Annotated in this window: 17 protein-coding genes; 8 read left to right on the top strand and 9 right to left on the bottom strand. The window is 72.1% G+C overall.

What is annotated here, in order from left to right:
• The first annotated feature begins 89 nt into the window (after positions 1-89).
• A complete protein-coding gene (locus ACFYPG_RS09560) occupies positions 90-1,175 on the top strand; it encodes a polyprenyl synthetase family protein (RefSeq protein ID WP_355004857.1) in 1,086 nt (361 codons plus the stop codon).
• On the opposite strand, the gene ACFYPG_RS09555 is transcribed toward ACFYPG_RS09560, so the two are convergent.
• Positions 1,151-2,380, bottom strand: coding sequence for an MFS transporter (locus ACFYPG_RS09555; RefSeq protein WP_387351316.1), 1,230 nt, complete (start codon positions 2,378-2,380; stop codon positions 1,151-1,153). The two genes, ACFYPG_RS09560 and ACFYPG_RS09555, sit on opposite strands and share 25 nt — an antisense overlap.
• A 154-nt stretch (positions 2,381-2,534) precedes the next feature.
• Here ACFYPG_RS09555 and ACFYPG_RS09550 point away from each other — a divergent pair, with 154 nt between their 5' ends.
• On the top strand, positions 2,535-3,317 hold the full coding sequence (locus ACFYPG_RS09550; RefSeq protein ID WP_238679885.1) for an IclR family transcriptional regulator: 783 nt from the start codon (positions 2,535-2,537) through the stop codon (positions 3,315-3,317).
• Between the two features lie 91 nt (positions 3,318-3,408).
• Here ACFYPG_RS09550 and ACFYPG_RS09545 read toward each other — a convergent pair whose 3' ends face one another.
• Positions 3,409-5,535: a PhoX family protein gene (locus tag ACFYPG_RS09545; protein WP_387351315.1), complete on the bottom strand. Its 2,127-nt coding sequence runs from the start codon at positions 5,533-5,535 to the stop codon at positions 3,409-3,411.
• A gap of 215 nt (positions 5,536-5,750) precedes the next feature.
• On the opposite strand from ACFYPG_RS09545, the gene ACFYPG_RS09540 reads away from it, so the two are divergent.
• Together ACFYPG_RS09540 and ACFYPG_RS09535 are read left to right on the top strand one after the other, a co-directional pair.
• Complete coding sequence (locus ACFYPG_RS09540) at positions 5,751-6,266, top strand: sigma-70 family RNA polymerase sigma factor (RefSeq protein WP_051708644.1); 516 nt, start codon at positions 5,751-5,753, stop codon at positions 6,264-6,266.
• The gene (locus tag ACFYPG_RS09535) at positions 6,263-6,970 is read left to right on the top strand and encodes an anti-sigma factor family protein (protein WP_387351313.1); all 708 of its coding nucleotides are present in this window, start codon (positions 6,263-6,265) and stop codon (positions 6,968-6,970) included. Before ACFYPG_RS09540 ends, ACFYPG_RS09535 begins: the two co-directional genes overlap by 4 nt.
• Positions 6,971-7,066: 96 nt before the next feature.
• On the opposite strand, the gene rarD is transcribed toward ACFYPG_RS09535, so the two are convergent.
• The 4 genes from rarD to eccE form a co-directional block, all read right to left on the bottom strand.
• Positions 7,067-7,984: an EamA family transporter RarD gene (gene rarD, locus ACFYPG_RS09530; protein ID WP_355004861.1), complete on the bottom strand. Its 918-nt coding sequence runs from the start codon at positions 7,982-7,984 to the stop codon at positions 7,067-7,069.
• On the bottom strand, positions 7,981-8,478 hold the full coding sequence (locus tag ACFYPG_RS09525) for a GNAT family N-acetyltransferase (protein WP_387351312.1): 498 nt from the start codon (positions 8,476-8,478) through the stop codon (positions 7,981-7,983). The genes rarD and ACFYPG_RS09525 overlap by 4 nt, the downstream gene beginning before the upstream one ends.
• 128 nt (positions 8,479-8,606) lie before the next feature.
• On the bottom strand, positions 8,607-8,993 hold the full coding sequence (locus ACFYPG_RS09520) for a phage holin family protein (protein ID WP_091395522.1): 387 nt from the start codon (positions 8,991-8,993) through the stop codon (positions 8,607-8,609).
• Between the two features lie 62 nt (positions 8,994-9,055).
• Positions 9,056-11,017 carry a type VII secretion protein EccE gene (gene eccE, locus ACFYPG_RS09515; protein WP_387351311.1) on the bottom strand — a complete coding sequence of 654 codons (1,962 nt, stop codon included), beginning with the start codon at positions 11,015-11,017 and terminating at the stop codon, positions 9,056-9,058.
• Positions 11,018-11,309: 292 nt separating this feature from the next.
• Between eccE and ACFYPG_RS09510 the strand changes: the two genes are divergently transcribed.
• Both ACFYPG_RS09510 and ACFYPG_RS09505 read left to right on the top strand, forming a co-directional pair.
• Positions 11,310-11,630: a WXG100 family type VII secretion target gene (locus ACFYPG_RS09510; protein WP_387351310.1), complete on the top strand. Its 321-nt coding sequence runs from the start codon at positions 11,310-11,312 to the stop codon at positions 11,628-11,630.
• Positions 11,631-11,651: 21 nt separating this feature from the next.
• Positions 11,652-11,945 carry a WXG100 family type VII secretion target gene (locus ACFYPG_RS09505; protein WP_355004864.1) on the top strand — a complete coding sequence of 98 codons (294 nt, stop codon included), beginning with the start codon at positions 11,652-11,654 and terminating at the stop codon, positions 11,943-11,945.
• 106 nt (positions 11,946-12,051) lie between these two features.
• Here ACFYPG_RS09505 and mycP read toward each other — a convergent pair whose 3' ends face one another.
• Positions 12,052-13,278: a type VII secretion-associated serine protease mycosin gene (mycP, locus tag ACFYPG_RS09500; RefSeq protein ID WP_387351309.1), complete on the bottom strand. Its 1,227-nt coding sequence runs from the start codon at positions 13,276-13,278 to the stop codon at positions 12,052-12,054.
• Positions 13,279-13,430: 152 nt separating this feature from the next.
• On the opposite strand from mycP, the gene ACFYPG_RS09495 reads away from it, so the two are divergent.
• Together ACFYPG_RS09495 and ACFYPG_RS09490 are read left to right on the top strand one after the other, a co-directional pair.
• Complete coding sequence (locus tag ACFYPG_RS09495) at positions 13,431-16,298, top strand: SseB family protein (protein ID WP_387351307.1); 2,868 nt, start codon at positions 13,431-13,433, stop codon at positions 16,296-16,298.
• Entirely contained in the window at positions 16,295-16,660 is a 366-nt protein-coding gene (locus tag ACFYPG_RS09490) for a hypothetical protein (protein WP_355004867.1), read from the top strand. Before ACFYPG_RS09495 ends, ACFYPG_RS09490 begins: the two co-directional genes overlap by 4 nt.
• Positions 16,661-16,664: 4 nt before the next feature.
• On the opposite strand, the gene ACFYPG_RS09485 is transcribed toward ACFYPG_RS09490, so the two are convergent.
• Positions 16,665-17,597: an alpha/beta hydrolase gene (locus ACFYPG_RS09485; RefSeq protein ID WP_355004868.1), complete on the bottom strand. Its 933-nt coding sequence runs from the start codon at positions 17,595-17,597 to the stop codon at positions 16,665-16,667.
• Positions 17,598-17,806: 209 nt separating this feature from the next.
• Positions 17,807-20,239: an immune inhibitor A domain-containing protein gene (locus tag ACFYPG_RS09480; protein ID WP_355005185.1), complete on the bottom strand. Its 2,433-nt coding sequence runs from the start codon at positions 20,237-20,239 to the stop codon at positions 17,807-17,809.
• Positions 20,240-20,565: the final 326 nt, after the last annotated feature.

Here is a 20,565-nt window from a genome sequence, read left to right as displayed (position 1 = left end):
CGAAGGATCGATCACCGGGGGTCGGCGCGTGTTCACGTGCCGGCCCCCGGTGCGTATCCCCGGGCCGGAGCAGGTCGAACGGGTGTGGCATGGTTGATAGCGTGGTGAATCCGGCGGGCGAGCGTTCAGGTGCCTCCGGCTCCGGCGGTCGACGGGGTCGGGCGAGCACGAGTCAGTTCGGCGCGCTTGGCCTGAGCCTCGCCGATCCCCGTGTCGAGGCGTCCGTGCTGGGTCTGCTGGACACGGTCGAGGTCGAGTTGCGGGCCAGCGTGGCCAGTGCCGACCCGTTCGTCACCGAGGCCGCCCGGCACCTCGTCGAGGCCGGCGGGAAGCGGTTCCGGCCGTTGCTGGTGGCGCTCGGCGCCCAGTTCGGCGATCCGACCGGTGCGCAGGTGGTCCCGGCCGCCGTGGTGATGGAGCTCACTCACCTCGCCACCCTCTACCACGACGACGTGATGGACGAGGCAGCCGTCCGCCGGGGTGCGCCGAGCGCGAACTCCCGGTGGACCAACTCGGTCGCCATCCTGGTCGGCGACTACCTCTTCGCCCGCGCGGCGGACATCGCCGCCGACCTGGGCCCCGAGGCGGTCCGGTTGCAGGCGCGCACCTTCGCCCGGCTGGTGCACGGCCAGATCGCGGAGACGGTCGGGCCGCGCGCCGACGACGACCCGGTGGCCCACTACCTGCACGTGATCGCTGAGAAGACCGGCTCGTTGATCGCCACGTCCGCCCGGTTCGGCGGCATGTTCGGTGGCGCCGCCCCCGAGCACGTGGAGGCCCTCGCCGGGTACGGCGAGACGATCGGCGTCGCCTTCCAGCTCTCCGACGACCTGCTGGACATCGCCTCCGAGTCGGTGCAGTCGGGCAAGACCCCCGGCACGGACCTGCGCGAGGGTGTTCCGACGTTGCCGGTGCTCTACGCCCGCGAGGCGGACGACTCCGACGCGTCGTCGGTGCGGCTGCGGGAGATCCTGGCGACCGGCCCGTTGACCGACGACGCGCTGCACGCCGAGGCGTTGGGGCTGCTCCGGGAGAGCCCGGCGCTCAAGCGGGCCCGGGAGACCGTCCGCAGCTACGCCGAGGACGCCCGCGCGCAGCTCGCCCCGCTGCCGCACGGCCCGTCCCGCAGCGCGTTGGAGTCGCTCTGCGACTACATCGCCGACCGCACCAGCTGATCCACGCCACGGCCCTCCGCAGCGCCGGCGCGGGTCAACAGTCGGCTGCCGACGAGCATGAAGGCGGCGGCGAGCAGCATCGCCACGGCCGCGACGGTCCACATCGCCGGGTAACCGAGGTGGGCGGCGAGCGGGCCCAGGCTCAGCGGGCCGAGGCAGCCGCCCGCGTACACCCCGGTCTGTGTGATCGAGGTGGCGGCGGCCGGTGACTGCGGGTGGAGTCGGACCACCGCGAAGTTCATCAGGCCGGGCCAGGCCCAGCCCAGGCCGAAGCCGAGCACCACACCGACCACCAACGGCACCGAGCCGGTCAACGCGAGCAGGCCCAGCCCGACCGCGCCGACGAGCAGCATCGCGGCGATGAGGGCGACGTGACCGGTCTCGCGGCGGTCGGCCAACCAGCCCGCGCCCACCCGGGCCGCCACGCAGACAGCGCTACCCAGGGTCAGGGTGAGACCGGCGAGGCCCGGCGACAGACCTCGGGCCGCAGAGGAGTCCACCAGGAAGGTGCCGAGCGAGTTGGCCGCGCTCGACGCCAACGTCGCCGCCGCGCCGATCACCACCAGCGCCGCCGTCGCCCGCCCCGCGCGCGTGGCTCCGGCCCGACGGGCCGGGCCAGGCAACTGTCGGGGTACGGCGGCCAGCGTCGTCAGCGCCGCCACGGCGGCGGCCACGAACGCCCAGCGCCAGCCGGCGGTGAGCGCGATGGTGGGCACCGCCGCGCCGGCCAGCAGAGTGGAGACCGGGATGGCGGCCTGCTTGACACCGAACGACAGCCCCTGCCGCCGGGCCGGCACGTGCTGGGCCAGCGCCGCGTTGCTGGCCAACTGGCCGAGCGCGTTCGCGGCAGCGCTGAGCGCCAGCAGACCGACCAGCACCGGGTACGACCTGGCGAAGGCGGCAACGGCCAGCATCGACCCGGCGGCCAGCACGATGCCGCAGCGGGCGACCACCGCCGGTCCGTACCGCTCGACCAACCGCCCGGAGGGCACCGAGGCCAGCGCGCTGACCCCGAAGTAGACGGAGACGGCAAGGCCCAGGCCGGCCGGTGAGAAGCCGAGGTCCGTGCCCATCTGCACGGCGAGACCGCCGAGCAGGAAGACGGGGAGTACGCAGGCCACCGTGGTGACGACTGCGCCGGCGCTGGCCCGGACCGGACGGGGTTGGGCAACGGCCGGATCGGGGGTGTTCGAGGTGTCGGTCATCGTTCGGCAAACCTACGCGAGCCCTGCTCACCGCACTCCCGGTGACCGGCAGGCAACAACCTGTGGATGGTGATCTGGCATCCTCGACCCGAACAGGCATTTCGCACCGGGCCTGTTTTTCATATGGTGTAAGTCCACGGCGGCGGAGGTGGTTGTGCGCGACCCCTTGGCAGAACCTTCGGACCTGATTCGCAGCGTGTCCCGAGCGCTACGGGTGCTGGAGTCGGTCGGTCGTGCCCCGAAGGGCCTGACCGTCAAGCAGATCGCCAGACGCTGCGAGCTGACCGTGGCCACCACCTACCACCTGGTTCGCACCCTCGCCTACGAGGGCTACGTGATCCGTCGCGAGGACGGCACGTACATCGTGGGGTTGGAGGTGGCCGACCGGTACCGGGAGCTGGTGACGGCGTTCCGGGGCCCGCCGGCGGTCGGCGAGACACTGCGTCGGGCTGCCCTGGACACCGGCTACAGCCACTACCTTGGTCGGTTCGTCGGCGGCCAGGTGGCCCTCACCGCCGTCGCCGAGGGGCACCGCTCGCCCTACCTGGAGGATCTGGTCCCCGGCTTCGACGAGGGTGCGCACGCGACAGCGCTCGGCAAGTCGCTGCTCGCCACCCTCACGACCGACCAGCGCTACCGCTATCTGCGCGAGTACGGCATGCGCCCGTTCACCACCGCCACGCTCACCACCACCGAGACTTTCGAGGCGGACCTGGCCGCCGGCGACCGGCGCGGCATGCAACTGGAGATGGGGCAGTTCCGCCAGGGGGTGGCCTGCGCCGCGGTGCTCGTCGCGCCGGACAAGGACATGGAACGCCGGGTCGTGCTGGCCTGCGCGTTGCCGGCCAGCGAGATGATGACCTCCGCCCGGGTGGTACGCGCCAAGCTGCTCACAGTGGCCCGCAGCGTGGCCGACGGCATCGCCAGCGACAACTGACCGCCGAGAGGCCCTCTCCCGGGCTGGGAGAGGGCCTCTCGGGGCGGTCCAACGCGGGACCGCCGGAGCAACGTCAGTGGCTGTCGTGCTGTCAGCTGCCCACCGGGCCGCCGTCGAGGCGCCAGGTGACCACCACGCCCGGCTTGGCGTAGTCACCGTCCGGCCAGTTCGAGGCCGGGTTCTCCACCGAGGCCCCGGTGATCTCGCCCGGGTGCTGCACGGCGACGAAGACCGAGCGGTTGTCACCGGTGATGAACGGGCCGCAGGTCTCCGCGCCGAGCGGCACCGTCAGGAACTGCTTGAGGTGACCCCGCTCCGGACCCTCCACGGCGGTGGCGAACAGACCGTCGTTGCTGCCCAGCGCGTTGCCGTCGGTGGAGATCCAGAGGTTGCCGGTGGCGTCGAAGGCGACGTTGTCCGGGCAGGAGATCGGGGAGACCTTGGTCTTGTCGTACCCGGCGAAGAAGGTCGACGGGTCGGTCGGGTCGCCGCACACGATCGGCAACGACCAGGCGAAGGTCTCCGAGGTGTTGTCGTTGCGGTCCTCGACCAGTTCCAGGATCTGCCCGTGCTTGTTGGCGTTGCGCGGGTTGGCCTCGTCCGGCTTCGGGTTGCTGCCGACGCCCCGGTTGGTGTTGTTGGTCAGCGCCACGTACACCTTGCCGGTGAGCAGGCTCGGCTCGACGTCCTCGGGGCGGTCCATCTTGGTCGCGCCGACCTTGTCACCGGCGAGCCGGGTGAAGGTGAGCACGTCCGCGGCGGTCATCCCGTCGACGAACGACCGGTTGCCGCTGACCAGCCTGATCCAGCGGCCCCGACCGTTGAACGCGCCGTCGGTGGGGAGCTTGCCCGTACCGTCGATCTCGGCGGCGCTGGTCTGGTCGAGCTTCGCCACGTAGAGCGTGCCGGACTCCAGCAGGGTCAGGTTGTGCTTGCGGGCAGCCCAGGAGTTGCCCTTCATGAACTTCTTGTCCGAGACGAACTTGTAGAGGTAGTCGAACCGCTCGTCGTCGCCCATGTACGCGACCACGTGGCCGTCCTTCGCGACGATCACGTTGGCGCCCTCGTGCTTGAACCGGCCCATCGCGGTGTGCTTGCGCGGGCGGCTCTCCGGGTCGAACGGGTCGATCTCGACGACCCAGCCGAACCGGTGTGCCTCGTTGGGGTGCTTCGCCAGGTCGAAGCGCTCGTCCGCGCGCTCCCACTTGCGGCTGCCGCTGGGGTAGCGGCTGGCGGTGCTGATGCCGTAGCGGTCCAGCTTCGGCTTCAGCTCGGCCGGGGCGGCGTCGGCGCCCACGAAGTACTGGTTGAAGTTCTCCTCGCCGGAGAGCACGGTGCCCCACGGGGTCACGCCACCGGCGCAGTTGTTCAGCGTGCCTACGACCGTACGGCCCCTGGGGTCGGCGGCGGTCTTCAGCCAGGCCGAGCCGGCGGCCGGGCCGGTCAGGTCGAACTTGGTGCTCAGGGCGGTGACCCGCCGGTTGTACGGCCGCGGGCCCTTGCCGACCGGCTTCCACTGCCCGGTGCCCGCGACCCGCTCAAGCTCCACCACCGACATGCCGTGCGCGGCCATGGCGGTGCGCACCTGCTCCACGGAGAGCCCGTCCAGGCCGGGGAAGCCCGGGAACATCAGGTCCTCGTTGGTGTACTCGTGGTTGACCACGAGCAGCGCCCGCTTGCCCTGCTTGTCCAGCGGCAGCACGCCCACGAAGTCGTTGTTGTAGCCGAACTGCCTGGACTGCGCGGCGGCGGTCTGGTGGTGCAGGTCGAACTCCGGCGCGCCCGGCAGCACCGGGTCACCCCACTTGATCACCACGGCGTGGTCGTAGCCGTTCGGCACGACCAGGGTGTCCAGCTTGTTCGGAGGGATCGGCTTGAAGGTCAGCGCGCCACTGCCGATCCCGGTGCTCGGACGACCGAACCCGAAGTTCTCCGGAACGTCCGGGGCGGTCGGGGCCGCCATGGCCGGGGCCGCCCCGGCGAGCGCGCCGGCCGCCGTGCCGCCGAAACCGAGCACCAGCGCGCCCACCGCGCCGGCCCGGACCACGCCACGCCGCGACACCTCGGCGTTCACCACGTCACCGAAGTACGCGTTGTCGGAGGTGTTCAGGACCGGGTGGTCACACGCGTTTCCGCACCGGTACAGACAGGTCATGGCATCACGGGTGCCATGACGGGTGCCGTTCAACAGGGGGAGCAGCCGGGGACGGTCGCTCATGGGGGAGGCCTCCAGAGAAGTCGGTGGCACGACAAGCGGCGTACCAGCCGGACGCTAGGAGGACGTGGTGAGCGCTCGTCAGCCGCGATGTGAACCGGGCATGAACACCTCTCCGGGCGGCACCCGTCTGACCTCGGGCTGAACCGATCGGCGTGACCGCACGTATTCCCGAGCGGACGCACCGCCGGACGCGCGCCGGAAGCGAGGAGACCGCCATCAGCGACCACGACGCCCAACTGCTCCGCGCGCTGCACGACGAGCACGCGGAGGCGCTGTACGCCCATGCCCTGCGGCTGGTCAACGGGGACCGGCAGCGGGCCGAGGACCTGGTGCAGGAGACGCTGCTGCGGGCCTGGCGACATCCGGAGTCACTCGACCCGAGGCGCGGATCGGTGCGGTCCTGGCTGTTCACCACCGCCCGTAACCTGGCCATCGACGCTTGGCGGCGGCGATCCACCCGGGTCGGCGAGGTGTTCACCGACGATCTGCCCGAACCGCCCGAGGTGATCGACGAGGCCGAACGGGCGGTGGAGGCGTGGACCGTCGCCGAGGCGCTGAACCGGCTCAGCCCGACCCACCGGGAGGTGCTGGTCGAGTGCTTCTACCAGGGGCGGTCGGTGGCCGAGGCGGCGTCCCGCCTGGGCGTACCGCCAGGGACCGTGAAATCCCGCACCCACTACGCGCTGCGGTCTCTACGGTTGGTCCTGGCCGAGATGGGGGTGACGGGATGACCCGGTGCGAGTTCGCGTACGACGACGGCGCGTACGTGCTGGGCGCCCTGGCCCCCGCCGAACGGGCGGCCTACGAGCGGCACCTCAGCGGCTGCGCCTCGTGCCGGGAGGCGGTCGCCGAGATCGCCGTCCTGCCCGGGTTGCTCGGGCGCCTCGACCCGGCCGGGTTGGAGCAGATCCTGCCGCCGCCGGCCCCGCCCCGGGTGCCCGCGCTGCTCGACGAGGCCCGCCAGCGTCGTCGTCGGGAACGCGCCGCGGACCGGCGACGGTACGCACTGACCACACTGGCTGCCGCCGGGCTGGCGTTGCTGGTCGGTGTCGGCACCGCAGTGGCGCTGCCTCGACCGGTCGACCCGCCCAGCGTGCAGGGCAAGCCCGCCCCGCAGGTGTCGATGGTGGCCATGCGACCGGTGGTGGCCGCCGGGCCGGTGCACGCCGACCTCGGGTTGACCGGCACGAAGTGGGGCACCGAGGTGAGAATGCGTTGCGGGTACGACGCGCGGACGAGCTACGGCAAGGCGTATCCGTTCCGGCTGGTGGCGCGGGGCCCGAACGGCGCCACCGAGCAGATCGGCTCCTGGCTGGCGGCTCCCGGCGACGACCTGAGCTTCACCGGCACGACGAGGTTCACCGACGCCGAGCTGGTCAGCGTGGAGCTCCAGAAAGCCGACGGCACCCCCCTCCTGACCTACGCCGTCCCGTAACCCACCCCGCCCCTTCCGCGATCTTGCACTTTGTGTCCTTCCACAAGGGGCACGGAGGGCATATCGGCGACAGAAACTGCAAGATCGCGGGGGTTGTCAGGGGGTTGGGACGGGCGTTGGGAGAGGGGTGGGCCGGCGGGTGCGGCGGGAGGCTCGGACGGCGTCGGCGGTGAAGACGATCAGGGCCAGCCAGACCAGCGCGAAGCCCGCCAGCCGGGCCGGCGGCATCGGCTCGTGGAAGATCAGCACCCCGCAGCCGAGCTGAAGGATCGGCGCCAGGTACTGGACCATGCCCAGGCTGCTCAAAGGCAGCCGGTTGGCCGCCCCGGCGAACAGCAGCAGCGGGATCGCCGTGGCCGCGCCGGCCAGCACCAGCAGCGCGGTGTGCCCGGCCGAGACGTGCCCGAAGGTCAGGTCGGCCTTCGCCGTCAGCCAGCCCAGGTAGCCCAGCGCCGGCAACGCCAGCACCGCCGACTCGACGAACAGCCCCTCCGCCGCCGGCAGCCCGAGCCGCTTCTTCACCAGGCCGTAGCCGGCGAAGCTGAACGCCAGGGTCAACGCCAGCCAGGGCAGCCGTCCGTAGTCCACGGTGAGCACCGCGACCGCCGACGCGCCGATGCCCAGCGCCACCCACTGCGCCGGGCGTAGCCGCTCCCGCAGCACCGTCACCCCGAGCAGCACCACGACCAGCGGGTTGATGAAGTAGCCGAGCGCGGTCTCGACCACCCGGTCCGAGTTCACCCCGTAGATGTAGGTGCCCCAGTTGACAGCGATCAGCGCGGCGGCGGCGACGATCCCCGCCACCGCCCACCGGCGGCGCAGCAACGCCCGCAGGAAGCCGATGTTGCGCAGCGCGCCCAGCAGCAGAGCCACGAAGACCACCGACCAGACGATCCGGTGGGCCAGGATCTCCAGCGGGCCGGCGGGTCGCAGCAGCTTCAGGTAGAGCGGAAAGAAACCCCAGAGCAGGTACGCGCCGAGGCCGTAGAGGTATCCCAGGCGGAGTGGCGTCACGTCTCCACCGTAAGGGGCGTAGTGCTGCTTTGTTCCTTTCCGGTGAGCGGGGTCACCGGGGCTCGCCGGTCCAGCTGCATCCACCGTTGCGGCGCGTCCAGCGGGGTGAAGCCCACCCCCGCGTACACCTGGTGGGCGTCGTTGGTGCAGAGCAGGATCCGGCGTACGCCCAGCTCATCCAGGTGGTCCCGGACCGCGCCGGCCAGCCGTCCGCCCAGCCCACGACCCCGGGCGGCGCGGTCGACGTACACGTCGCAGAGCCAGGCGAAGGTGACACCGTCGGTGACGACCCGGGCCACGGCGACCTGGCGGCCGTCCTCCGGCCGGTAGATGCCGAACGGCAGCGAGCCGGCGAACGACCGCTCGGTGGTCTCCCGGTCCCGTCCGAGCGCCCAGTACGCGTCGGTGGACAACCAGTGGTGCACCAGATCGAGGTCGATCCGCTCCGGATCGGTGCTGAGCAGGTGGCCGTCGGAATAGGTCAGCGAGAACATGCAGCGACGCTAACCACCGAGGTGGGCGGTCAGGCCGCCACATTCCCGAACTCTGGTCATCGGCCCGCCGGGGCCCCGGCCGAGGTCGGAGCCCCGGACGGACCGGGTCGGTGCTGGCTGGTCGGCGGTCAGTCCCGGTCGAGGACGGCGCCGAGGATCCAGGTCACGATGCTCACGAAGAGGGCGCCGAGCACTGCCGCCGGCCAGAAACCGTCCACCGAGAACGGCAACCCGGCCTGGTCGGCGATCCAGCTGGTGAGCAGGAAGAGCAGCCCGTTCACCACCAGGGCGATGAGACCCAGGGTCAGCAGGTAGAAGCCACAACCGACGGTCTTGATGATCGGCTGGAGAACAGCGTTGACCACACCGAAGATCACCGCCACCAGGAGCAGCGTGGTCACCGTCTCGGTGGCCGAGTTCGAATCCAGGGAGATGCCCGGGATGAGGAGCGTGGCCAGCCAGAAAGCCAGAGCTGTGCTGGCCAGCCGAATCAGCAGACCTTTCAGAAAACCCATGGCGGGGATCGTGCCACGGACACCGCAGCGACGTAACCCGCCGGCTGGCGCGTCCGGTGGAATCAGCCGCGCGTCGGCGGGCCGATCAGTTGCGCCTCGATCGGAGTGGGGGAGAGCAGTGCCCAGCGCAGCGCCCGACGGTTGACCACCGCCACCATGTCCTCCCGGATCCGGGTCAGCCACTCGGCCGACCCGCCCAGCCCCAGCGCGGCTCCGGCCAGGGTGGCCTCGGCGGAGGTCAGTGGCTGGAGCAACGCCAGGTCGGCGCGGCTCAACGCGTCCACATCGGCCGGGGTCAGCTCGTCGCGTACCACCAGGGTGGCCCGCCACGGCGGGCCCGGCACGGCCTCGGCCGCCACCGGCCCGGCGTCGACGATCAGCAGCAACGGCCGCAGCGCGGTGCCCACCCCGTCGGCGACCGCCCGACCGGGAGGGAGCAACGGGATCGTCCCGCCCGGTGCGCCAACCCCACGGACGAACGGCTCCCAGGCCCGTGGCCGGGCGGTCTGCACCACCACCAGGGCGCCGAGTGCCAGGGCGCGCAGGGCCACCAGCTGGGCTGCCCGTACCCCGCCGACCAGCAGCACGCGGGTGCTCTCCGGCCGGAACAGTCGCACTGTGACGGCGCGGCCGTGCCGGTTGGTGCCGACCATCATTCCCGCGTCGCCCACTGACAGCTCCCAGTCGTCCACTGTCGGCCCGGGTCGCGCCCTAGGCGCCGGTGGGCGGGGCTGCGCTCCGGGTGCCGTCAGCGCCAACGGCAGCGTGGCGGCCAGCCCGCTCAGGTGCGCGCCGTCGAGCCGTCGCAGCTTTCCGCCCAGGTCGGTCACCAGGCGGACCAGCGCCTCGCTGGCCGCCGCCAACTCGGCCACCGTCCCGGCGGCCAGGCGTACGGTCAGCTCGGTCGGCACTCCGCCGGCCGTAGGCGGAGCCGACGACGTCGACATCGTCGGCGACGGGCCTGAGCAGATCGACACCGTCGTGGCCGTCGCCGGCAGCGCCAGCAGGCGGGGCACCAGCCGGCGTCCAGCCGCAACGCCCGCGTCGGGCCAGTGGAGCAGACGGAAGGTGGCCTGGACGAGACTGCCGGACCGGATCGCCGGCCACGACTCCCGGACCGGGTCGCCGTCGTGGTGGGCCAGCTCGCCCAGTACGCGCAGCGCCGCCGGCACCCCGAGCGGTCGCGCGGCCAACGGCCCGAGCCGGCGGACGATCCGGCGGACAGTGCCGGCGAGTACCCGGCGCAGGTCCTCCTCGGACCAACCGTTCACCCGCAGCACCCGGACCGCCACCACCGCCCGCTCGCGCCCGGCGAGCCGCCCGTCGGTGAGCTGCCGGTACGACGTGCCGACAGTGCCACCGGCGCTCGGCACCGGCGCCGGCGCACCGGCGAGCAGCAGTTGGACCAGCAGCGGGGGCTGGTCCGGCCCGGTCGGGGGGAGCAACGCGGCCGGGGCGGGGATCGCCTGGGACACGTCACCCAGCAGGTCGCCGGGGTCGCCGAGCTCCAGGAGCGCGACCATGCCGGTGGTGTCCTCCAGGAGGGCCGCCGGCCCGCCGGTCAACTCGGTCGAGCGGACCACGGTGCCCGGGGCGACCAGGTCGAGCAGTTCGGCCGCGTCGGCCGGCCCGGTCAACGCCCGCCGACGGGTGAGGTGCCCGACGGCGGTGCCCAGCCACTCGAACAGCCACCGGCCCCGCACCGGCACCCAGGCGGCGGCCACCAGCAGCACGGCCACCAGTACGGCTGCCGCGACGACCGGCGCGGGTCGGCCGAGGGTGACGAGCACCAGGGCCGCCGCGACCTGTGCGGTGACCAGTTGGCCGGCTCGCGCTCCGGCAGCCGCACGACGGCCGAGTGCGACCCAGTGGGCCGCCGGCGACCGGCGACGGGGGGTGCGCTGCTCGACCGGCGGCGGGCCGCTGTCGGTGGATCGGCCCGGCCCGCCCACCCGTGGGGAGGCGCCTGCCTCGGACCCGACCGGGGTCGGCGGGTGCGGCCCTCCGGTGGTGATCGCCGGCACCGTGCCTCCTCGACCAGTGGGGACCGGGGTCGGGCGGCCGGCCGCCCTCCGGCGGCCCGTCACGCGCCGCGACGTGGCTGCGGCACATCGTAAGCGACCGATGGCCGCCTCGGTTGTCCACAGGGGAAGCCGGTGGGGTAGCAGAACCGCTACGAGGTCGCTACCGTCAGCCACGAAGTCCTTCGCTGACCCGTGTCTCAGTGCTCGAAAGACCGGGCCAAGCGACGACGCGTCGCCCCGGGGTGGGCGCGTCGACGGCCAGGTGCGATCCGAGAGACGAGGTGACGTCCGGATGTCCCAAACCAAGGCAGAAGCAGCGGCGATGCAGCAGACTGCCGCGAAGTTCGAGCAGGTGGACCAGTCGTTGCAGTCCATGCTGACCGGCCTGCTGGCCGAGCTGGAGGTGTTGCAGCAGGCCTGGCGTGGCGCTGGTGGCCGGTCGTTCGAGCAGGTCAAGCAGCAGTGGTCACAGGACCAGGCGGCGCTGCACCGCGCGCTGCGCGAGACCGCCGGTGCGATCCGCACCGCCGGTCGGCAGTACCACGCGTCCGACGACGAGGTGGCCAGCCGGGTGGCCGGCACCAACCGCGGCGGCATCCAGCTGCCGCTCTGATCCCGCTGGGGAGGGAATCCGATGGACCATGGTGTGCTGGTCGTCAACTTCGCCGCGCTGCAGCAGGCCGGCGCTGACATTCAGAAGGCGTTGAACACCCTCGACGCGCAGCTCGGTCAACTCGAACGTGACGCCGCCCCGCTGGTGGCGAGCTGGACGGGCGACGCGCAGCAGGCCTACGAGCAGCGGCAGGCGCGGTGGCGTTCGGCCTCGCAGGACCTGCAGGGGATGCTGCGTGACATCAGGTTGGCGGTGAACGACTCCGCCACCGACTACCTGGACACCGAAAAGAAGAACACCGGGCTGTTCCAGTGAACGATGTGGGCTGGGAGCGCTGACCGTGTCCGGGCCAGCGCCCCGCCCGCAGCCGGTCGGCGGCGAGGGCCGTGTGCGGGCGGGCTCAGGCCCTGTGCGGGCGGCCTCAAGCCGGGCCGGCCGGTCGCCAGCGTCGACGGGTGCCCCGGGGCACCACCAGGGCGAGCAGCGCCACGGTGACCGCCGTGATGCCGACCACCGCCCCGACCAGCAGGGCTCGGTCCCGTGCGGCGACCCGACGGGCCTGATGGGCGAGCTGCGCCGGGTCGGCCCGCTCGTCGGCGAGCGCGGCGACCGGCGGCGCGCCGGCCGCACGGCCGCCGCTGGTCTCGGTGACCGCCCGGTAGGGGTTCAACACTCCGGCGCCGTACCCGCCGCCCCGGCCCGCGCCCGGAGCTGGGTCGGCGGTGGCGATGATCCGCTCCGCCACCTGGGCGGCGGTCAGCTCCGGCCGGTACTCCCGCAGCAACGCGGCGGTGGCGGCCACGAAGGGCGCCGCGTAACTGGTCCCCTCGACCCGATGGTGGCCGACACCGGGTGCGGCGGTCAGCACCTCGCTGCCCGGAGCGACGAGATCGACGTACGAGCCGGTCTGCGAGAACGCCGCCCGCCCGCCGTCCGCCCCGATCGCGCCCACGCCGAGCACCCCGTCGTAGCCGGCGGGGAACGGTCGGGGGTTCCCACTGTCGTGCAGGTTGCCGGCGGCGGCCACCAGCACCACGTCCCGGTCGACCGCGTACCGCACCGCCGACCGGACCTCCGGGTCGTCCGCGTACAGCACGACGGACAGGTTCACCACGTCGGCGTCATGGTCGACGGCCCACCGGATGGCCCGGGCGAACTCGCCGGCGCTGACCGTACGCCCCGACTCCCGCCCCTGCACGACCTGCTGTTCGCTCACCCGCACCGGCAGGATTCGGGCACCCGGTGCCAGGCCGCGGAAGGCCACGTCGGGGCGGGGTGCCGCAGCGATGATGCTCGCCACACCGGTGCCGTGCCCGGCGCAGTCCCGACCGCCGTCCCCGCCGGGGTCGAGCAGGTCGGTGCCGGCGAGCACCCTCCCAGCCAGTTGCGGGTGCACCCGGTCCACCCCGGAGTCGACCACCGCGACCGTCACCCCGTCGCCGGTGGCCAGCGGCGCGAGCCGCGCCGGGTCGTACCGTTGCTGTGGCCAGGGCCTGGCGGCGACCGGCCGGACGGGGGCGAGCGGGGTCGCGCAGGCCGGTGCCGACGCGCCGAGACCGGCGGTGGCGGCGACGGTCGGAAGGGCCGGTACGGTCAACAGGCTGGCGGCCAGACCTGCGAGGACCGGGCGCGTGATCGATCGGGACATCGACACCCTCCGTATCGTGTCGGCTCCGAAACGGGATGTTATCGCCTCCCTCGGGCCCTGGCAGGCCGCCGCCGGCCAGCCATTGTGATCTTGATACCACCTTGTAGGTTGTACGCGATACCTGTGGCCTGTTCTCGGAAGGGGAGGTGGCCGTGACCGCATGGGAACCGGCCACGGAGGCCGAGGTGGCGATGCGCGACGCGCTGCGCGCAAACGACCAGGAGCTCTACTTCCGGCTCCTGTCCCGCACCGATGTGCTGCTGCCGGTCTCCGCGCCGACGCAGCCCGGCCAGCCACCTGCCGGATGGGGCACCTGGACCACCGGCGGCCGGACCCACGTCCTGGCCTTCACCTCCGCCGCCGCACTGCGAGCCTGCCTCGGCGATCACGCCGGCAGCAACAGGCGCATCCCCTTCGCCGACCTCGCGGCCAGCTGGCCCAACCACGAGTGGTGGCTCGCCGTCAATCCGGGTCTGCCGGTCGAGGGTTACCTGCCGGCCTGGTTCGTGTCGCAGTTGTCCCGAGGTGACGTGCGGCTGCCCGGCCGTGCCATGGGTGCCCGCGCTCGCCTGGAGCGGGCCGAGACCCTGGCCCGCACCCGGCCCGGCGCGCCACCGCGGGACGCTGCGACAGCCGCTGGATCACCTCCCGTGACGGGGGTGGCCCCGTCCGCGCCCGAGAGCGCTCCGCTCGCACCCCGAAGGCCCGCGCGGAGCCCGGCCCCTCGGGTGGGTGCCCCGCCGGTGCCGGGTCCGGCGCCCCGGCCACCCGCCTCTGCTGAGCCGCCGCGCCGACCTGGCGAGGAGGACCTGCCCGCCGCCGGTCAGCGGCACCCGACCGAACCGCCTCGGCCCGGCCCAGGGGTCGGAGCACTGCCCCGCACCGGCCGGCCGTCCCGGTTCACCCCGTTGGCGACCGCCGGCCCCACCACCGACCAGGCTGGGCCGGGTGCGGGCTGGCCGGCAGCGACCCGGCCGGGCGACGTCGACGGCCCCGCCCCGACCAACGGCAACGGTGGCCCCCAGGCCGCGCCTCGGCGCTCCTTCTTCGACCCCACTCCGGCCCGCGACCCGGCCGCGAGCGGGGGACGCCCCGGTGACCGGGCGGCCCCGCCGACCCGGTTCGGTCGAGGCAGCCAGCCCTTCCCTCGCCGCCGCCCAGCCGATGCGCCGGCCGACGAGACCGCCACACGGGCCTTTCCGATGGCGGCGGACCCGGCCGCCACCCAGCCGGTACGACGGCCGGAGGGCGGCCTCGGCGCGCCCCGCGGGACGGACGCGCCGCCGTCCGGCGAGGAGATCACCCAGCCGCTGCCGCCGCGCCGGCACAACCCGCTGGCCGAGGAGCCCACCCGCGCGTTCCGGGTGAGCGGTGAGCCTCGCCCGACCAGTGCGCCGGGGCGGGCATCGGCTGAGGAGACGCAGGCGATTCCCCAGGACCGGCCGGGCCGGTTCGAGCCGGCGGAGGATCTGCCGGTGTCCGTCGCGGAACCGGTCTCCGGGCCGCCTGCGCCGCGCCGAGGCTTCACGCCCATCGTCATCGAGGGCACCATCATCGAGTCCCGCGACCTCACCGACCCGGTCGAGAGCAGCGCGCCGGTCGACGCGCCCCGGCGGCCCAGCCCCGCCGAGGCCGCCCCGTCGCCGTTCGGCTCGACGCCCCCCGGTCCGGGCCTGTTCGGTCCGTCGTCGCCCAGCCCCACCGAGGCCGCCGCGCCACCACCGTTCGGCCCGGCGTCCTCCGATCCGGGCCTGTTCACGGCGTCCCCCAGCCCCGCTGAGGCCGCCCCGCCGCCGTTCGCCAGCCCCGGTCCGTTCGCACCCCCGTCCTTCAGCCCCGATCAGCCCGCCCCTGGCCCGTCCGTCCCGCAGCCCGTGGTTCCGGCGGAGTCCGGCGCTGTCGGCGATGGCGTGGGCAACCTGGGGGCCGACGCCCCGCCCAGTGACGATCGCTCCGACAGCGGGGGCTCGTCGGGAAGCCCGGCCGGCGGCGAGAGCATGACCGCGGACGACGGCCCCTACCCGCCTGCCGACGAGCCGCCGCCGGTCGAGTTCGAGCCGGCGAACACGGTCGAGGAAGACCTGCTCAATGCCGCCGGCTCGGGCAGCACCGACACGTTCCTGTCCACCCTGTTGCTGGCTCGGGTGCTGCTGCCGGCAGCACCGGACTCGGCGCGGGGAAGCCGCCCCGGGGATCCCGGCTTCGTCTGGCGTACCGGGCAGCTCGACGGCGAGACGTACGTGGTGGTCTACACGTCGTCGGAGCGCCTCGCCGACCATGTCGAGGGGGACATCGACACGGTCCGGGTGAAGTTCGCTCAACTGATCCGGCGCTGGCCCGACGAGGACTGGTCGTTCGCCGTCAACCCGGGCACGCCGGTGGGTGCCAAGTTGCCCGGCGAGCAGATCGTCGCGTTGGCCAACTGGGCCGCCGAGGTGGGGCTCGGGGACGACCTGGAAGTGGACCAGGTGGAAGCGCCGGCCGTGGCCGAACCCGCCGCCCGTCCCCGGTACGCCCCCGCAGCGGTCGACCCGGCCCGGCCGACGGTCATGCAGAAGGCGATCGCCCCCAGCCAGCTCGCGTACTACCTGGATCGCGGGTACGACCGGGTGTCCGGGTTCGTGCACCGGGCCGGTGAGCTGTCCCACCTGACCACACCGGCTCAGCTGCACGAGGCACTGGGCCTCAGCTACCCCGGCTCGCCGTTCGCCCAGGACGCCGAGGAGATCTACGTGCTGCGCTGGCCGGCGCACCGACCGAGCCTCTACCGCATCCCGTACGGCGGTCAGAACGAGCCGGCCATGCGGGCCATGGAGGGCTGGGTCATCGAACGCCCGCCGTTCCGGGGCAACGGCTTCGCCCCGGGTGAGAGCAGCGACGTGGTGGCGGAGTTCAAGGTGGACAGCGCACGGCTGCCGCACGGCGCCCAACTCTGGCGCATCGGCGCGGACGGCAGCGAGCGGGTGGTCGCCGAGCTGGACACCGACTCGGTCACCTGGCGACGGGTCGGGGAGGCGTGATGCGCGACGGCTACGTGGCCCGTTGGCGGGGCCGGGAATACCAGGCCAGCCCGGACGGCGACGACATCCGCCTCTACCAGCCCGAGCCGGGTGAGGGCTTCGAGGAGGTCCGCGCGGGCCGCTACGTCCGGGTGCTGCCGGCGAGCGAGATCGAGGATCTGGCGTACGTGCGGACCACCTGCACCTGGCAGGGGCAGCCGTTCATAGTGCTCGGCGAGCACGACGCCTGGCTGCGGGTGGAGTACACGGGTGGTCGCTGGCCGGTGGCCGAGGCGATGCGGCTGGAGGTCTTCGACTTCGGCGTCTACCAGGGTTGGGCGCCGGCTGCCGAGGTCACCGACCTGCGGGAGCAGCGGGTCTGACCGGTCAGGTCTTCGCCCATCGCAGGATCTCACCGAGCACCAGCTCCGGCGCCTCCAGGTGCGGGAAGTGCCCCACCCCGTCGAGCAACCTCCACTCGTACGGGGCGACGACGTACCGGCCGGAACCCAGCGCGGTGCGGGGCAGGGAGGCGGTGTCCAGGGCGCCGTGCAGCTGCAGGGTCGGGGTGGACAGCGGCTTCTGCATCAGGCGGACGAACCGGTAGCCGTGCAGTCGCAGCAGCGAGCGGAACGCCCAGCGGTAACCCTCCAGCGCGCAGAACGCGGCCTGCGGGATGCACATCGCCTCCCGGCACCGCTCGGCGTACGCCTCGAAGTCCGGACCGGCCACCCACTGTGGGCCGCCCCAGCGGCGCATGATCTCGCCGACGGCCGCGGCGCCGTCGCGGGTCAGGACGTGCTCGTAGCGGGGTAGCTGGAACTTCAACGCCGGGGTGGACGCGGTGAACTGCCCGCGCGGGTCGGCGAAGATGGCGGCGCGCAGTCGCAGCGGGTGCGGTGCCCCCAGCACGACGAGCCGGCGGACCAGGGACGGGTGGAACGAGGCCACCGTCCAGGCCACCATGCCGCCGAGGCCGCTGCCGACGATCGTCGTGGACCGTTCACCGAGCGCCCGGATCAGTCCGGCGATGTCGGCGGCGAGGGTGTAGCCGTCGTACCCCCGGGGTGGTTTGTCGCTCGCCCCGTAGCCGCGCAGGTCGACGGCGACCGCCCGGAAGCCGGCGTCGGCGATCGCCGGCAGCATCTGGTGCCAGGCCCACCAGTGCTCTGGGAAGCCGTGCAGGAAGAGCACCATCGGCCCGGTGCCGCCCTCGACCACGTGGAACCGGCTGCCGTTGGCGCCGACGAAACGGTGCGTCCACGGCCCCTCGGTGAGGACACAGGACTCGTCGACGGCCCCGCCGCGCTGGTCGGTCATGGCAGACAGCCTAGGACCCGGTTGCCGCAGGCGACCCTGGCGGTCACGTTGAACAGGGGAAAGCCCCGGGTTGCCCCGGATCGGGCCCGGGGGAGTTGGCTCGACCGTCCCCGGAAACAGGGTCCGGGTCATCCGGGAGGGTTGCGCACAAAGCGCGACGCCCGGGCAGATGACCTGCCCGGGCGTCGCTGTTGGTGCGGGATCAGTGGTCAGCTGACCCGGATCTTCATCGAGGTGCCGTCCTGCTCCAGAACCTTGATCTTGACACCGGTAGCGGGGAGCTTGACGCCGTGGTTCGGCAGCTCCTCGTAGAAGTACTTCTTGGTGTCGTCGAACAGCGGCTCAGCGGCCTGGCCACGGATGTACTGCGGCTGGCTGTTGAGGTGCAGGGTGAACGAGTCCGCCTTGTTCAGGCTGAACGGTGCGTCGTACATCTGGACGCGGGCCCGCCACGGAGCCCCCGTCAGGTTGTAGATCGGGCGCGGGTGCGCGTCGATGTACAGGTTGCGACCCTCACCCGGGTGACCACCCGGGTTGGTCGGCGACGCCGGGGCGGTGTTGTTGTCGTCCCAGCGGGTGTTCCAGTACGAGATGAGCAGGCCCTCCTGGTACGCGTAGTGGTCCACCCAGTCCGGGCGGGTGTTCGCGTAGCCGAAGAAGTACGGGCCGGTCTTCAGGTACTTGTCGTACGAGACGTACGACCGGTTGCCGGCGATGTAGAAGTTGTCGAACTCGTCGGTGTAGGTGGCACCGACGACCTCCCACTCGTCGAGCGCCCAACCGGCGTCGGTCTCGGCACCGTCGCTGAGCACGGTCTGACCGTCGGCGGTCACGGTGATCGCGTCACCGAAGAAGCCGCCCTCGGAGACCCCACCGTCGGTGACGTAGTGCAGGCGGACCTGCGCCACCTTGCCGGCCAGCGAGTTCAGCGGGATGTTGATGTCGGCCCACGCGCCGTTGCTGCTGCCGTCGAGAGCCGGGCGGCCGGCTCCGTCGACGCCGATTGGCTGGCCGTTGACCGTGCCGTCCAGGTCGGCCCAGGTCTGACCGCCGTCCGTCGACGCCTCGAAGTAGAGGTAGTCGTAGGTCTCCTCGATGCTGTACTTGCCCTTGAGCGACAGCGCCGCCGCGGACTTACCGGTGAGGTCGAACGTCCTCGTCATGGTGCCGTCGAGGTTGTCCTTGTTACCGGAGAAGTACTGCTTCGAGCCCTCGAACGGCGCGCCGTAGTTGAAGGTGTACTCCCGCTTCGGAAGCACGACAACGACGGCCTGTGCCTTCTTCGAGTTGTATTCCTGCGGGCCAAGCTCCATCGTGCGCTTCTGCCCCGCCACGACCACCTCGTAGTCGAGCCAACCGAGCTGGAACTTGTTCCATGCGCCGAGGTCGCCGCCCCGGTCGCCGATGCCGACGTCGTTCTTGGCGCCGAGCCTGCTCTGGGCCATCAGGGTCCAGTGCTCATTGCTGTTGTCCGCCGGGCCGTAGTCGTCCGGCAGGCCCAGGTCGTGGCCGTACTCGTGGTAGAAGACGCTACGACCGCCGTTTTCCGGCTGGATCGTGTAGTCGCGAATCCAGACGCCGGTGTTGCCGATCTGGGTGCCGCCGATCGGGAAGTTCGGCGGGCCCACGGGCGAGCTGTTGAACGCCGACCAACGGTGGCTCCAGATCGCGTCCTCACCCTGCTGCGGGTCACCGTCGGCCTGGTCGCCGCCGGAGTGGACGATCTGGAAGTGGTCGATGTAGCCGTCCGACTCGTTGAAGTCGCCGTCACCGTCGTAGTCGAAGCGGTCCCACTGGTCGAAGGACTTCATCTCGGTGGCGATCTGCGCGTCCGTCCGGCCCTTGGCCTTCTGGTCGGCGACCCACTGGGTGGCGGCGTCGCGGATCAGGTTCCAGGTGTTCGGGCAGACGTTGTCGGCGCACACGGCGGGATCGCCGGTCGGGTCGTCGTCGGCCTTCGGGTCGTCGGAGCGGCCGTAGCGGGCTTCGTTGTACCGGACCTTGACCCAGTCGGTCACCTCACCCTCGACGGTGTAGCGACCCGAGGACTGCGCCTCGTAGTACTGCTTGAGCGACTCGTCGCCCGGGTTGGTGCCGAAGTAGAGCTGGCGGAAGTGGTCCGGGCTGAAGTCCGGCTGCCAGATGGTGGAGTTGTCCACGGCCCGGTTGGGCTCGGGGATCTTGTTGTGCAGCGGCCCATCGAACGTCGCCGGGCCGGCGACGTCCGGGTTCATGTCCTTGTCCGGGTAGGACGGGTGCCGCTCGTCACCGAACTCGGCCAGGATCACGAAGATCTTGTCAGTCCGCTCACGCTTGAGCTCGACGTACTGGTCCTTCGTCGCCTGAGCGCCAGCGGCGGAGCGCGCGTTGGCGTTGGTGGCCGTCTTGCCGACCTGGCCGACCTTGACGACAGTGCTGCCGTTGCGCTCGATCGGCTTGCTGCGCCCGCTCAGCACGTCGGCGAGACCCTGCTCACGCAGCGCGCGGCGCTTGTCCTCGAGCTTGTCGGGGAGTTCGTCCTTCAGCGCTTGTGGTTCAGCAGCGGCCGGTGCCGCTGCCGGCAGTTTGGGCTGCGGGGCGGCCGAGGCGGACGGGCCGAACGCCAGGCCTGTCGCCGTCAGTGAGAGCCCGAGCAGACCCACTGCGACTTTGCGCACGTGGTACCTCCGGTGTGAGGGAACCGGCCCAACGGGGGTACGGGCCGGTGGGAGATCGATCCCACTAGTGGGACCATTGGTGAACATAGTTACTGGCGGGACAGGTGGGAAGACGAACGCGTCGATTTGTTGCAAGATTTTGTTGGGAATGCTTTTCAGCGTCACACCCCGCCGGTTCATCAGCCGCGCTGAGCAGCGCGGGTGCGGCCATGACCGTATACAACGACATTTCTCGATCAATCTGACCGCGCGCAAGACAGTGGGGCCGGCAGCGTCTCCGCCACCGGCCCCACAGTCAGTTGTCGAGCAGT

Source organism: Micromonospora sp. NPDC005553, from assembly GCF_042871765.1.
GTDB lineage: Bacteria > Actinomycetota > Actinomycetes > Mycobacteriales > Micromonosporaceae > Micromonospora.
This window is presented reverse-complemented; position numbering and strand designations above follow the sequence as displayed.